The 13,017-nt window shown below is 69.3% G+C and carries 12 protein-coding genes and 1 tRNA gene; 3 read left to right on the top strand and 10 right to left on the bottom strand.

Features of this window, described 5'->3' with window-relative positions:
* Positions 1-18: 18 nt before the first annotated feature.
* The 6 genes from AB6V29_RS14120 to AB6V29_RS14095 are packed head-to-tail and all read right to left on the bottom strand — an operon-like array spanning position 19 to position 7,216.
* Entirely contained in the window at positions 19-1,794 is a 1,776-nt protein-coding gene (locus AB6V29_RS14120; protein ID WP_267788848.1) for a protein kinase, read from the bottom strand.
* The gene (locus AB6V29_RS14115) at positions 1,791-3,245 is read right to left on the bottom strand and encodes a peptidoglycan D,D-transpeptidase FtsI family protein (RefSeq protein WP_369359417.1); all 1,455 of its coding nucleotides are present in this window, start codon (positions 3,243-3,245) and stop codon (positions 1,791-1,793) included. The genes AB6V29_RS14120 and AB6V29_RS14115 overlap by 4 nt, the downstream gene beginning before the upstream one ends.
* Positions 3,246-3,294: 49 nt before the next feature.
* A complete protein-coding gene (locus AB6V29_RS14110; protein ID WP_267788851.1) occupies positions 3,295-4,698 on the bottom strand; it encodes an FtsW/RodA/SpoVE family cell cycle protein in 1,404 nt (467 codons plus the stop codon).
* Positions 4,695-5,933, bottom strand: coding sequence for a PP2C family serine/threonine-protein phosphatase (locus AB6V29_RS14105; RefSeq protein WP_210075575.1), 1,239 nt, complete (start codon positions 5,931-5,933; stop codon positions 4,695-4,697). Before AB6V29_RS14105 ends, AB6V29_RS14110 begins: the two co-directional genes overlap by 4 nt.
* Before the next feature lie 9 nt (positions 5,934-5,942).
* On the bottom strand, positions 5,943-6,482 hold the full coding sequence (locus AB6V29_RS14100) for an FHA domain-containing protein (RefSeq protein WP_267788852.1): 540 nt from the start codon (positions 6,480-6,482) through the stop codon (positions 5,943-5,945).
* Positions 6,479-7,216 carry a DUF3662 and FHA domain-containing protein gene (locus AB6V29_RS14095; protein WP_267788854.1) on the bottom strand — a complete coding sequence of 246 codons (738 nt, stop codon included), beginning with the start codon at positions 7,214-7,216 and terminating at the stop codon, positions 6,479-6,481. The genes AB6V29_RS14100 and AB6V29_RS14095 overlap by 4 nt, the downstream gene beginning before the upstream one ends.
* A 154-nt stretch (positions 7,217-7,370) precedes the next feature.
* Here AB6V29_RS14095 and AB6V29_RS14090 point away from each other — a divergent pair.
* Positions 7,371-7,454, top strand: a tRNA-Leu gene (locus tag AB6V29_RS14090).
* A gap of 62 nt (positions 7,455-7,516) precedes the next feature.
* Here AB6V29_RS14090 and AB6V29_RS14085 read toward each other — a convergent pair.
* Positions 7,517-8,926, bottom strand: a complete 1,410-nt coding sequence (locus AB6V29_RS14085; protein WP_369359415.1) for a ferric reductase-like transmembrane domain-containing protein — start codon at positions 8,924-8,926, stop codon at positions 7,517-7,519.
* 226 nt (positions 8,927-9,152) lie between these two features.
* Between AB6V29_RS14085 and AB6V29_RS14080 the strand changes: the two genes are divergently transcribed.
* Together AB6V29_RS14080 and AB6V29_RS14075 are read left to right on the top strand one after the other, a co-directional pair.
* Positions 9,153-9,419 carry a GlsB/YeaQ/YmgE family stress response membrane protein gene (locus AB6V29_RS14080; RefSeq protein WP_210075605.1) on the top strand — a complete coding sequence of 89 codons (267 nt, stop codon included), beginning with the start codon at positions 9,153-9,155 and terminating at the stop codon, positions 9,417-9,419.
* A gap of 83 nt (positions 9,420-9,502) precedes the next feature.
* Positions 9,503-10,501, top strand: a complete 999-nt coding sequence (locus tag AB6V29_RS14075; RefSeq protein ID WP_369359413.1) for an endonuclease/exonuclease/phosphatase family protein — start codon at positions 9,503-9,505, stop codon at positions 10,499-10,501.
* Here AB6V29_RS14075 and AB6V29_RS14070 read toward each other — a convergent pair.
* The 3 genes from AB6V29_RS14070 to AB6V29_RS14060 all read right to left on the bottom strand — a co-directional run bounded on the left by AB6V29_RS14070 (position 10,488) and on the right by AB6V29_RS14060 (position 13,013).
* On the bottom strand, positions 10,488-10,820 hold the full coding sequence (locus tag AB6V29_RS14070; RefSeq protein ID WP_369359411.1) for a hypothetical protein: 333 nt from the start codon (positions 10,818-10,820) through the stop codon (positions 10,488-10,490). The genes AB6V29_RS14075 and AB6V29_RS14070 overlap by 14 nt on opposite strands.
* Before the next feature lie 214 nt (positions 10,821-11,034).
* Positions 11,035-11,712 carry a response regulator gene (locus tag AB6V29_RS14065; protein WP_369359409.1) on the bottom strand — a complete coding sequence of 226 codons (678 nt, stop codon included), beginning with the start codon at positions 11,710-11,712 and terminating at the stop codon, positions 11,035-11,037.
* Positions 11,709-13,013 (bottom strand): sensor histidine kinase, encoded by a 1,305-nt coding sequence (locus tag AB6V29_RS14060; protein ID WP_369359407.1) that lies wholly within the window; start codon positions 13,011-13,013, stop codon positions 11,709-11,711. Before AB6V29_RS14060 ends, AB6V29_RS14065 begins: the two co-directional genes overlap by 4 nt.
* Positions 13,014-13,017 lie beyond the last annotated feature (4 nt).

Genomic DNA, 13,017 nt, shown 5'->3' with positions numbered 1-13,017 from the left:
GCGTGGGGGGATGGGTGATCAGGGCTTGACGGTCGGAACGGCCGCGGGCGTCGCCGTCGGCGATGCCGAGCTGCCGCCCGAGATCGTCGCGGAGGCCTCGCCCGAGGGGCCGGCCGTCCGGTCGGTACCCGAGCAGCTGACGGTGTACGTCACGCGGAGGGTCTGACCGGGGGCGTTGCTGACCGTCAGCTTGGCGTTACGCGCATCGGGCGCGAACGACGCGGTGGACTGACCGTTGGTGTCGAAGGTGCCGTTGGTCGCGGTGAAGTTGTACGACGTGACCGATCCGGTTCCCGAGGGGCAGGAGTACTGCTGCCACGAGATCTGGATGTCGCTGCCGGCCGTGACCGAGGTACCGGGCAGGGTCGGAGTGCCGGGCGTGGAGAGCGGTGTCTCTTCGCCGTAGACCGTGACCTCGATGTTGGTGCCCTGCGGGTTGCGTCCGGTCGGGTCGACCACGTAGATCTTGCCGACCTGATCGGCGCTCGCTGCGGCGTTGCCGGTGGCGCAGGTGGCGCCGAGGTTCGCGTCGCGCAGAAGCTCCCGGGCCTCATCGCAGGTCTTGCCGATGAGGTTGAGAGCGTCGACGTCGACGAGAGTGTTCGAGGGCGACGGGGCAGGCGAGGGCGACGACGGGCGAGGTACCGGGGTCGAGGCCGAGGCCGAGGGGCTCGCCGGAACGGCGTCCGGATCGCCCTGATTCGACAGCAGCGTGAAGAGCGTGCCGATCAGAACCAGAGCCAGCAGCGCGATGAGCGCGACCAGCGGCCACGTCCAGGGGCTGCGCTTCTTCTTCTGCGGCGCGGGGTCTTCTTCGGTGTGCTCCTCGGTGAGGAGAGAGGTCGCGGCCGCGGAGGCGGGCATGAGGCGCGTGGTGGCGGAGGTCTGTCCGCCGGCCGTGAGCAGTTGCGTCGCGTCATCGGCGAAGGCAGCGCCCGTCGCGATCGCCGGGACGGCCGCGGCGGCCGCGGCGAGGTCGCCGCGACGCAGGGCCGTGGCGGCGCGCGAGACGGCGGCAGAGGAGGCCGGACGGTCGTCGGGCTTCTTGGCGATCATCGCCATCACGAGATTCTGCACCGGCTGCGCCACGGTGGGCGGGAGCGGAGCGGGCTGCTCGTTGATCTGCGCCATCGCGATCGCGACCTGCGACTCGCCCGTGAAGGGGCGCTTGCCGGCGAGGGATTCGTAGGCGACGATTCCGAGCGAGTACGTGTCGGTGGCCGGCGACGCCGGGTGACCGGACGCCTGCTCGGGCGAGAGGTACTGCACCGTGCCCATCACCTGGCCGGTCGCGGTGAGCGGCACCTGATCGGCGATGCGCGCGATGCCGAAGTCGGTGATCTTCACACGACCGTCGGGCGTGATGAGTAGGTTGCCGGGCTTGATGTCGCGGTGGACGAGACCCGCGGCGTGCGCGGCCTGGAGGGCCGCGGCCGTCTGGGCGACGATGTCGAGAGTCTTGTCGGTCGAGAGAGAGCCGTCGCGCTCGAGGATCGTCGACAGGGCTTCGCCCGGGACGAGTTCCATCACGAGGAAGGCGCTGCCGTCTTCCTCGCCGTAGTCGAACACGCTGGCGATGCCTTCGTGGTTGACGAGGGCGGCGTGGCGGGCCTCGGCGCGGAAGCGCTCGAGGAAGCCCGGGTCGCCCATGTACTCGTCTTTGAGGATCTTGATCGCGACGGTTCGTCCGATGACGTGATCCGTCGCCTCCCAGACCTCGCCCATACCGCCGATCGCGATTCGCGAATCGAGCTCGTAGCGTCCTCCGAAGGTCACACCTTGCGTCGGTCTCATTTACCCAGCACCGCCTCCATGACCTTCTTCGCTATCGGGGCGGCGATCTCGTTGCCGCTCCCGTTCTGCCCCTGGCCTCCACCGTTTTCGACGACCACGGCGACGGCGACCTTGGGGTCGTCCGCCGGTGCGAAGCCGGTGAACCAGAGAGTGTAGGGACGGGAATCGTTCTCCGCCGTGCCGGTCTTACCCGCCACTGCGACCCCGTCTATTCTTGCATTCGATGCTGCGCCGTCCTGGACGTTCGCCGTCATCATGGTGACCATCTGCGCGGCGATCGAGGGTTCGAGAGCCCGCCCGAACTCACTGCTGCTCGCCTCGTCCTTGATCGACAGGTTCGGCTCGATCACCCGGTCGACCATGCGCGGGTTCATCACGACGCCGCCGTTGGCGATGCCGGCCGAGACCATCGCCATCTGCAGGGGCGTCGCGCGCACGTCGCCCTGGCCGAAGCCGCTGAGCGCGGTCTGCGGGGCGTTCGGCGAGGCCGGGTAGGTGGAGGGGGTGGACTCGAGCGGCATGCTGAACGACTTGTTGAAGCCGTACTTCTCCGCCTCGGCGCGGATGGCGTCGTCGCCGAGTTCGACGGCGAGCTCGGCCATGGGGATGTTGCAGCTCAGCCGCAGAGCGGTTGCGATCGTCACGGTGTCGCCCCCGCCGCAAGTGCCGCCGCCGGCGTTGCTGACGACGTTCGTCGACTGGGGCAGCGTGTACGCCGCGAGGTTCGGGAACGTGGATTCGGGCGTGTAGCGACCGGATGCCAGGGCGGCGGAGGCCACGACGAGCTTGAAGGTCGAGCCCGGGGGGTTGAGGTTGCCCCCGATGGCACGGTTGTCCAGCGGCTTCGAGGTGTCGGCCACGAGCTGGTCGTACGCCGCGTTCACGGCATCGGTGTCGTGCGAGGCGAGCGCGTTGGTGTCGTAGCTGGGCTTGGAGACCATGGCGAGGATGCGACCGGTCGACGGCTCGATCGCGACGACGGCGCCCTGGAGATCACCCATCGCGTCCCAGGCGGCCTTCTGCACGTTCGGGTCGAGCGAGAGCTCGACGTTCGAGCCGCGTGGAGCCTGACCGGTGATGGCCCGGTCGATGCGGGAGAAGAACTGGTTCGAGTCGGACCCGCTGAGCACGCTGTTCTCAGCGGATTCGATCTGGGTCTTCGCGTCGAGCACGGGGTTCATGTAGCCGGTCACGGGAGCCCACATCGCGGCATCCGTGTACTGACGCTGCCAGCTGTAGACGTCGTCGGAGGGCACGGACGAAGCGATCGCGGTGCCGCCGGCGATGATCGATCCACGCTGGATCTGGTACGAGTCGTAGAGCGCGCGGGTGTTTCCCGTGGTGTTGGTCAGCGAGTTGGCCTGAGCGACCTGGATGATGCTCGTCGAGGCGAACAGGGCCAGGAACATCGCCAGCATCACGATGCTGAGGCGTCGGAGCTCTTTGGTCACGGTGCCTCCTCCAGGATCGGGGCGTCGACGGCGGTGAACGGGCGGTTCATCAACCGATCACCACCCGGGGGCGGCTGCGTACCGCGTCGGAGATGCGCAGAAGGAACGCCACGATGATCCAGTTCGCGATCAGCGACGAGCCGCCGGCCGCGAGGAACGGGGTCGTGAGGCCGGTCAGCGGGATCACGCGGGTGACGCCGCCGACCATGATGAACACCTGCAGGGCGATGGTGAACGAGAAGCCCGTGGCGAGCAGCTTGCCGAAGTCGTCCTGACCGGCCAGGCCGATGCGGATGCCGCGGCTGGTGAACACCATGTAGAGCGCGAGGATCGCGAACAGGCCGACCAGGCCGAGCTCCTCGCCGAGGCTCGGCACGATGTAGTCGCTCTGCGACAGCGGGGTGATGTAGGGACGACCCTGGCCGAGCCCGGTGCCGAACAGGCCGCCGTGCGCGAGGCCGAAGATACCCTGCACGAGCTGGTAGCTGCCGCCGTCGCGGTTGATGACCTCGGGGTCGAAGGCGCTCAGCCAGTTGGCGAAGCGGCCGTTGACGTAGGGGAGGACTCGGGATGCCAGGAACGCACCGCTCGCGACCAGCACGAGGCCGATCAGCACCCAGCTCGTCTTGCCGGTGGCGACGTAGAGCATCGCCACGAACATGCCGAAGATCAGCAAGCCCGTGCCGAGGTCGCGCTGGAGCACGATGATGCCGAGCGAGACGAGCCAGATGATCAGCACCGGGCCGAGTTCGCGAGCGCGCGGCCAGGTCATGAAGAGGAAGCGCGTGCCGGTCGAGGTGAGGCTCTCCCGCGTGCGCACGAGGTACCCGGCGAAGAAGATCGCCAGGCAGATCTTGGCCAGCTCGCCCGGCTGGAACGACACGAAGCCGAGCGACACCCACACGTCGGCGTTCTGGTCGGTGCCGAGGCCCGGCACGAACGGCAGCAGCAGGAGCAGGATGCCCACGAGGCCGAAGAGGTAGGTGTACCGGAACAGCACGCGGTAGTTGCGGACGAAGATCAGCACGGCGAGGGCTGCGACCATCGCGATGGCCGCCCAGGCGATCTGGCGGTTGCCCGTGGCATCCCACCCGCTCGCCTTCTCGGCGAGGTCGATGCGGTAGATCATCGCGATACCGAGACCCGTGAGGACGGTGGCGATCGGCAGCACGAAGGGGTCGGCGTCGCGGGCGCGTAGGCGCAGCACCACGTGCATCACGAGGGCGAGCACAGCGGGGATCGCGGCGATCGTGAGGTAGCCGGTCTCGACCGTGTTGTTCACGCCGAGCTGGACCAGCACGACGGCGCCGCCGTAGACGATGATCGCGAACAGGAGCAGACCGAGCTCGCGATTGCGCTGCTTGGCGGGGACGCGGATCTTCTTCAGCGCGCGCATGACGGCCGTGTCGGTGGACACGGAGTCACCGGATCGGGTGAGCTTCTGATCGGTCATCCGCTTCCCTCCGCCGCGGGACGCAGGCGTTCGACGATCTTCTCGGCGTCTCCGAGCGACGGGGCCGAGATGGTGGCTTTGACGGTCTGCCGATCGAAGTCGGACAGTCCGTCCAGCGGGATGTTCGTGTCCTGGTAGACCGTCGACAGCGAGATCGGGCCGATGGACTGCTGGATACCGCGATAGATCACGACCGAGTCGCTGTCGGCGCCGACGTAGTAGAGGGTCTGCGTCCAGTTGTACCCGGCGAACAGGCCGACGCCGATGGCGGCGAGGACGAGGATCAGGGCGGCGAGCCAGCCGAAACGGCGTCGGCGGGCACGACGGCGGTCCTCTTCGATGAGCTCCTCGAGGAACTCGGCCGCCGGCTCGAAATGCGTCGGCTCGTTCGCGACCTGACGGGCGTGGTGGAGCCAGCCGGATCGGCCGGGGCGCGCCGCGGGGACGACCACTCCGCTGGGGTTCGAGGCGGAGCCGACGATGGTCGGGGTGCCGATGAAGACCGGGTGCTGCCCGCCGACGTCGACGAGGACGACGGTGACGTTGTCGGGCGCACCGCCATCGAGAGCCTGCTTGAGCAGAGCGTCGGCGGTCCGAGCGGGGGGCAGTCCGAGAGCGAGGGTCTTCGCCGTGTGCGCGTCGTCGACGACGCCCGAGAGACCATCGGAGCACAGGAGCCAGCGGTCGCCGTCCTGCGTCGGCATGATGAAGCTGTCGATCTCGGGATCGGGATCCATATCGCCGAGCACCCGCATCAGCACCGATCGACGGGGGTGGTACCGCGCCTCTTCGGGCGTGATGCGACCGGAGTCGACCAGGCGCTGCACGAAGGTGTGGTCGGCCGTGATCTGCGTGAGCGTGTCGTCCCGGTACAGGTAGATGCGCGAGTCGCCGATGTGGCCGATGACGGCGTAATCGTCGACCATGACCAGAGCGCTCACCGTGGTGCCCATGCCGGCCAGCTCCGGGCGGCGCGCCACGGTGTCGATGAGCTCCGCTGCCGTGTCGGCGAGGGAATCGCGGATGGCGTGCTCGGCCTGGGCGGGGGAGCCGAAGGGCTGGTCGAGCTCGGTCAGACGGCCGATCGCCAGGCTCGAGGCGACGTCACCGCCCGCGTGACCGCCCATGCCGTCGGCGACCACGAAGAGGTTGGACCCGGCGTAGCCGGAGTCCTGATTGTTGGAGCGCACCTTGCCCGTGTGGGAGATGGCGGCGCTCGAGCCCTGGAAGACCATGGGGGAGGGTTACTTCCTCAACTCGAACGTCGTGGCGCCGACCTTGATCGGAGCACCCACCTTGACCTGTACCGGCGCTGCCACGCGGACGCCGTCGTGCGAGGTGCCGTTCGTCGAATCGAGGTCTTGCAGCATCCACTGCTCCCCCCACAGCACGAGGCGGGCGTGATGGCTGGAGGTGTAGTCGTCGCGGATGACGAGACCCGACTCGCTGGAGCGGCCGATCGTCAGCGGCTCGGTGCCCAGCGGCAGCTCGAGCCCGGCTTTGGGGCCGCTCGTGATGACGATGCGCGAGACCGCCGACGTGGTCGCGAGCCCCCCGGCGGGTGCGGGGGTGGGAGCGGCGGGACGCTTGACCTGCGTGGTCACCGCGTCGGGCGAGGAGGTGGGAGCGGCTGCCGCCGGGGCAGCGGATGCCGAGGGCTCGGGGAGCTTGCGCACCTTGACGCCGAAGAGGTCGGCGCGCAGCGAGTACACGACGCCGAACACGAAGAACCACAGCAGGACGAGGAAACCGCCCTGCAGAAGGAGGAGAGTCAGCTGACTCATGAAAGGGGTCCCCGTTCCCGGACGTCGAAGATGCTCGTGGCGTCGGACGCCGAAGAGCGTCGCGGCGGCTGGGCCTGAGCGACCACACGGAACACGATATTGGTGCGTCCGATCGAGATCGTCGAATCGGGCGGAAGAGCGGCCTCGGAGACCTTGCGACCGTTCAGGGTCGTGCCGTTGGTGGAACCGAGGTCGCGCACCATGGCGCGCTCGCCGTCCCACAGGATCTCGACGTGCTTGCGGCTCGTCCCGGCATCGGGGATCGTGATGTCGGCGTCGCTGCCACGACCGATCACCGTGCGGGCGGATGTCAGCGGGTGACGGGTGCCGTCGATGTCGACGACTCCGCGCCAGGCGACCTGGCCCTCGGTGGTCTGCGAGTCCACGCGCAGCGTGCCCGTGGACAGGGAGCCGTCGCGCTCGATCGAGATGGCGACGGGGCCGGCGAACGAGTAGCCCTGCGTGCGGGCGTGCTTCTTCACCAGGGTGTCGAGCTCGGCGACCAGGGTCGAGCCGAGCGCGCTCATTTTCTCGTCGTCGGCGGGGGAGAGGCGCACCGCGAAGGTGTTCGGCGCGAGGATGCGCTCACGCGTGACGACGACGGCCTTCTTGTCGAGTTCGCTGCGCAGAGCGGACGCGATCTCCACCGGCTGGATGCCACTGCGGAAGGTCTTGGCGAACGCACCGTTGACGGCGCGTTCGAGACCCTTCTCAAAACTGTCGAGTAGCCCCACGAGACTCCTTCAGGCAGGCAGACCAGTAGGCACATCGTAGTCAGCGCGGCTGGGGAGGTCATGGACGCGGGCTTCGGAGCCGCGTTTCGTGACCTGGTGGCCGCCGTGATATTCTCGGGAAGTTGGTCGCGTGGCATCCTCGATGCCGCGCAACGCGCGAGTGGCGGAATAGGTAGACGCGCTGGCTTCAGGTGCCAGTGCCCGCAAGGGCGTGGGGGTTCAAGTCCCCCCTCGCGCACACAACGAAGAAGGGCCTCGGATTTACTCCGGGGCCCTTCTTGCACGTTCGGGGCGTGACGATCACACGAATCTCTCGACGTGGATCTGCCGGTCTTTCACGCCCGCGGCCCTCGCGTCGCGGACGACCAGATCCGTCCACTCTGCGGGCCCGCAGACGAAGAGGTCCGACTCCTGCAGCTCGGGGAAGACCGAGGCGATGGTCGCCCCTCGCTCGATCGCCTCGAGCGGCATCCACGACGATTCCTCGGCGGGCCGGCTGCCGATCATCTCGATGACCGCGCCGCCGGCGTCCTGGACGAGGCTTTTCGTCTCGTCCCAGAGGAAGGTCTGCGAGCGGTCGGTCGCACGCAGAACGACCGTCGCCTCGCCCGGGCGCAGTCCGGTGTCTTCGAGCAGCGCACGTGCGGGGGTGACGCCGATCCCGGCGGCGACGACGGCCAGGCGCGGGGCGGTGCGGGCGGCATCCGTGAAGATCCCGTACGGGCCCGCGACGGAGACCTTCGTTCCGGGCCGCAGCCGAGCGAGACGCTCCGTTCCGCGGCCGAGCGCGCGCACGGTGAGGCGGGCGCTCGTGTCGGTCGGCACCGCGGAGAACGAGATCGGGTGCGCATGCCACCACGTGCCGCGACTCCAGAAGCGCCAGATCGCGTACTGCCCACCTCGGGCGCCCAGCCGCGGCAGGTCGCGGCCGGAGAGATGGATCGAGAAGACGTCCGGGGCGAGGGTCTCGATGGCGGCGACGCGAAGCTGGTGCTCTTCCGTGGCGAGCAGCGGGGCGGCGAAGCGGAACCACGCGATCGAGCCGAACGCCAGAACGTAGAGGCAGATCCAGTACACGCTCTGCGGCGTACTGCCGGAGAGAACCTGGCCGGCTGAGAGCTGATGAGGCACCGCCACCAGAACGGCGGCATAGCTGACGAGATGGATCGCGTGCCAGGCCTCGTACGCGAGTCGGCGACGCACGACGACGAGCGAGGTCACGACGACGAGAACCAGAAGGCAGCTGCCGAGCAGCGCCAGGAGCATGTCGGCCCCCGAATAGAGGGACAGCGTCTGGTGCCAGAGCGACAGACCGTCTCGGAGGGAGTAGCCCACGGTGAGCAGCGCGCCGTGGCCCAGGACGAGGTACACCGCGGGCTTGCCGAGGCGGCGGTGCAACCTCATCGCGGCGTCCTGCCCGAAGGTGCGGTCCACCCAGGGGATGCGGGCGGCGAGCACGAGCATGAGCAGCAGCAGGTCGGTGCCGATGAGGCCCGTCACGATCCCCGCGGCCGTGACTACGCTCGCGAGATCGGTCACCTGCGCGGGTCGCCCGGACCCCAGGAACAGCATCACGGCGACGACGACGGAGACCCAGCAGAGGGCGATCAGAGCGACCTCGGCACGCTCTCGTCGGCGAACGGAACGGTCGCGGTCCCGTTGCGTCGTGCCGAGAGACGGTGAACCATACGGTCGGGTGGTGCTGCTCATGGGGCGTCCTCCGGTCGGGACGGGGCGCGCCGGCCTCTTCCAGTCTCGCATCCCGTGCTCGGTCGATCGCCGGCCGGACGACGCCGTTCGCGCGGACGCGCGACTGCACCAGAAATGCGCGTCTTACGCAACCCACCCCCTGAATCTCGTTCCTGAGAGGAAGCTGGATGCAACGAGAGTCCCGCCTCGAGCGGGCATCGGTTCACACTCGCGAAAGGAACACATCATGGGATTCTTCGGATTTCTTCTCCTCGGCCTCATCGCCGGCGCCATCGCCAAGCTGATCCTCCCCGGCAAGCAGGGTGGCGGCTGGTTCATCACGCTGCTGCTCGGCGTCGTGGGCGCTCTGCTCGGCGGGTTCCTGGGTGGTCTGCTCTTCAACGCTCCGCTGCAGGACTTCTTCTCGATCCAGACGTGGCTGCTCGCGATCGGTGGTTCGATTATCGTTCTGCTCATCTACGGCCTCATCGTGGGTCGTCGCGCCGCGCGCTGACCTTGCAGCGAAAGGCCCGGGGCGATTGGACCGCGCCCCGGGCCTTTCCGCGTCTTCGGCCGTCACCCGCTTTACTGGGCGGGATGCCGAAACACCGCCGCTTCCCTTTCCTCCTCGCTCTCGCGGGGGGATCGGTGGCGGCGTTTGTCGTGGTGTGGCCGCAGGGGGTCGGCATCCATCGCCTGCCTCTCGTGGCCAACGCGATCTCGTTTCGCGCATTGCTCGCTCTGGGCTTCGGGATCGCCGCCCTGCTGGTCGCAGGCGTCGCGGTCTGGCGTCGGCGATGGGGAGTGGCTGCCGCCCTCTCGATCGCGCTCGCCGTGGCGTCCGTGGGCAACGGGGCGGTGCTGCTCGCTCGCGGCGGGGGAGCGCCCGTGCAGCCGGGGGAGCTCACGATCGCGGCCTGGAACACGTACGGCGGTTCGGTCACGCCCGAGACCATCGCCCGGATGGTTCGGGAGACCGGTGCCGACGTCGTCAGCCTCCCCGAGACCGATGCGGTCGCGGCAGCCGAGGTAGCCGGCATCCTGGATCGCGAGGGCATCTCGATGGCGCACGATACGGTCGCGGCGTCACCGGACGGCGAGGTTATCCCCACCTCGATTCTGATCTCCCGCGCTCTCGGTGAGTACGAGCTCGACGCCGACGCGGGTTCCACGGTCGGCCTGCCGAGCGGGGTGTGGAGGTCGGTCGACGGCTCGGGTCCGATCCTCGTCGCGGCCCACCCCATGCCACCCCTGCCGGGCGTCACCGATCGCTGGGAGCTCGGCCTCGGATGGATCGCGGACAGGTGCACCGACAGCGACGTCATCGTCGCGGGCGATCTCAACTCCACGGTCGATCATTTCGCCGGCCTCGGCGTCGACGGAGGGACCATCGGCGGATGCCGTGACGCCGCCGCCGAAGCGGGCTCGGCCGCCGCGGGAACCTGGCCCGTGCGGCTGCCCGTCGGCCTCGCCGCGCCGATCGACCATGTGCTGGTCGGCTCGGCGTGGAGGGTGAACGGCTTCGCCGTCCTCGACGGTTTCGACGACGCGGGCAGTGATCACCGCCCCATCGTCGCGACGCTCACGCCGCAGTGACACCTCGGTCCACACGGGAATTGTGGACGGCGACCGAGATCGCGTAGGGGGCGACGAAAACAATGGCGAAGAACGCACCCGCCAGGACCGCGGCGGTCCAGGGCCCCGTGTCGACGGCGCCCGTTGTCATACCGGCCCCGAACATCGCGAGGCCCGTCCCGAAGGCACGGGCCGCGACGGCGCGACCCGGAGCATTGCGGGGATTCGCCCACATCGGCAGGCGTTCGTCGCGGTAGGCCCGCAGTGTCAGCCGGATCGACCAGAACCACAGGATCGCGCCGACGACGATGAAGATGCTCCACGCCCATTCGCTCGTCATCGCTCCACCCCAACACGGCATCGCCGCGAGGTCAACGATCGCCGCGAGCCGCGCGGGGCCGCCCCCAACAAGCCCGACCCCGCGCGGAATGCGGCAGCGGAGTCCCCTCACGCTGTGCCCTCAGTGTGCCCCCGATCGACATCGGGCGCTCGCCGCGGCCGGCCCGGGCACACGTGGCGGAGGGGAAGGGGTCCGGCGATTTCATCCGATCGGACTACGACCGGGGGCGTGGAAGCCCGTTGCGCACTCCCCAGAGGGCGAGCTGTGTGCGGTCGTCGAGATCCAGCTTGCGCAGCGCCGAGGCGGTCTGACTGCGGACCGTGTTCACTGAGACGCTCAGTCTCTTCGCGATGTCGTCGGTCGAGGTGACTCCGCTGCTGAGCAGCCCCACGACCCTGCGTTCCGCGGCCGTCAGCAGAGCCACCTGCTCCGGCTCGGCGGGAGCGCTGCGCGCTTCGCGCAGTTCGCGGATCAGTCTCGGGGCGACGCGGGGAGAGATCGTGGCCGTTCCGGCCGCCGCCCCGCGGATGACCGGCAGCAGCTGATCGCTGTCGTGCCCCTTCAGCAGGTAGCCGCTCGCGCCGGCCTCGATGGCGTCGACGACGAACGCGTCGGAGACCTCGCTCGTGAGCAGGATCACGCGGCATCCGCCCTGCTCGTCCGCCGTGATCAGGCGCGTGGCCTCGATTCCGTTCATGCCGGGCATGTGCAGGTCCATGAGCACGACATCGGCGCGCTCCGCGTGGGCGAGCACCACGGCGTCGCGGCCGTTGGATGCCTCTCCCGCGACGCGAACGCCCGTGGCGTTCTCGAGCCGGAGCCGGATGCCGCGGCGCACGGTGCGGTTGTCGTCGACGATCAGGACCCGGATGTCGTTGCCGGCCGTCGTCACGGCGTCAGAAGGGGGGTCGTGGGCTCGTAGGCCGTCAGAGGTGCCTCCATGATGACCGCCCATCCGCCCGTCGAGACGGGGCCCGCGGTGAGGGAACCGTGCAGGAGGTCGACGCGCTCGGCCATTCCCGTGAGGCCCCACCCGAGTCCGGCGGGGAGATCGGAGGGCGCGGAGGCCCGGCCGGCCTCGTTGCCGACGGCCACTCTGATCGATGTCGGCGAGACGCGCACGTCGACCGACACGGGCGCGCCGGGGGCGTGCTTGCACGCGTTGGTCAGGGCTTCCTGGACGACGCGGTAGGCGGTCGTGGAGACCATCGCGGGGAGGTCGTCGACGGCCGCGTGGACGCGGGCGACCACGTGCATCCCCCGCGACGACCAGTAGTCGAGCAGCTCGTCGAGAAAGCGGAGGTCGAGGGTCGGTTCGGCGCGCGCGTCGCTCTCGGCGCGCAGGTCGCGCAGCGCCGCATAGAGGCTGGCTGAGGCGAAACGGCCCTCTGCGCGCATCTCGGCGATGAGGGCGGCGGCCTGATCGGCGTCGAGCACGTCGATGTCGACCGCCGCGTCGGCCAGGGAGAGGAGACCGGCGAGGTGCTGACCGGCGACGTCGTGCAGCTCTTGGGCGATGCGCGCCCGTTCGCGCATGCGCGCCCTCTCGAGCTCGGCCTCGTGCTCGGCTGCGGCGGCGGCGAGTTCTGCGCGCGCTCGCCGCAGGCTGTTCATGCGCCGAGCCCACCAGATTCCGAGTGCTGCGGCACCGGCCACGGGGGCGGCGAAGGCGAGCCCGGAACTCAGGACGAAGCTCCACGCGACGGCGGGCGGCGCCCCGGTGGACGTCGACCAGAGGGACAGGATGCCGACGGCTGCGCCGATCACCGCGAGCGTCCACCCGATGGCCGCCGCGGCGCGCCTCTGGGCGGCGAGGAAGAACACGGCCACACCGACGACGAGAGGGAGGGCGCCGAGCCAGCGCGGGATCTCGAGCCCGGCGACCAGAGCGAGGTAGCAGCCAGTCGTCCCCAGCACGGCGACGAGGGGGAACCGGGCGGACAGGAGCAGGAAGCCGCTCTGCACAGCGCACCCCGCGATCACGAGCGCGATCACCACACCGAACGGGATGCGGTAATCCCAGACGATGTCGCCCTGGAGGACGGCGGAGAGAGGGTCGGACAGCGCCTGGACGACGGTGACGAGGAACACGATGACGACGAAGGCCACCATCGCCCGGGGACGGTTCAGGACGCGGGTGAAACCCTCGGCATCCACCATCCGGGGGTTCGAATCTTCGTCACTCGTCGGCACCGCG

This window comes from Microbacterium sp. 20-116, from assembly GCF_041079415.1.
Classification (GTDB): Bacteria; Actinomycetota; Actinomycetes; order Actinomycetales; family Microbacteriaceae; genus Microbacterium.
The sequence above is the reverse complement of the archived record's forward strand: the minus strand, read 5'-3'. Positions and strand labels throughout refer to the sequence as shown.

Coding starts and splice junctions, on each gene's coding strand:
- AB6V29_RS14085 (WP_369359415.1), bottom strand. CDS start 8,926: ATGAGCAGCACCACCCGACCGTATGGTTCACCGTCTCTCGGCACGACG.
- AB6V29_RS14070 (WP_369359411.1), bottom strand. CDS start 10,820: ATGACGAGCGAATGGGCGTGGAGCATCTTCATCGTCGTCGGCGCGATC.
- AB6V29_RS14120 (WP_267788848.1), bottom strand. CDS start 1,794: ATGAGACCGACGCAAGGTGTGACCTTCGGAGGACGCTACGAGCTCGAT.
- AB6V29_RS14080 (WP_210075605.1), top strand. CDS start 9,153: ATGGGATTCTTCGGATTTCTTCTCCTCGGCCTCATCGCCGGCGCCATC.
- AB6V29_RS14105 (WP_210075575.1), bottom strand. CDS start 5,933: ATGGTCTTCCAGGGCTCGAGCGCCGCCATCTCCCACACGGGCAAGGTG.
- AB6V29_RS14100 (WP_267788852.1), bottom strand. CDS start 6,482: ATGAGTCAGCTGACTCTCCTCCTTCTGCAGGGCGGTTTCCTCGTCCTG.
- AB6V29_RS14075 (WP_369359413.1), top strand. CDS start 9,503: ATGCCGAAACACCGCCGCTTCCCTTTCCTCCTCGCTCTCGCGGGGGGA.
- AB6V29_RS14110 (WP_267788851.1), bottom strand. CDS start 4,698: ATGACCGATCAGAAGCTCACCCGATCCGGTGACTCCGTGTCCACCGAC.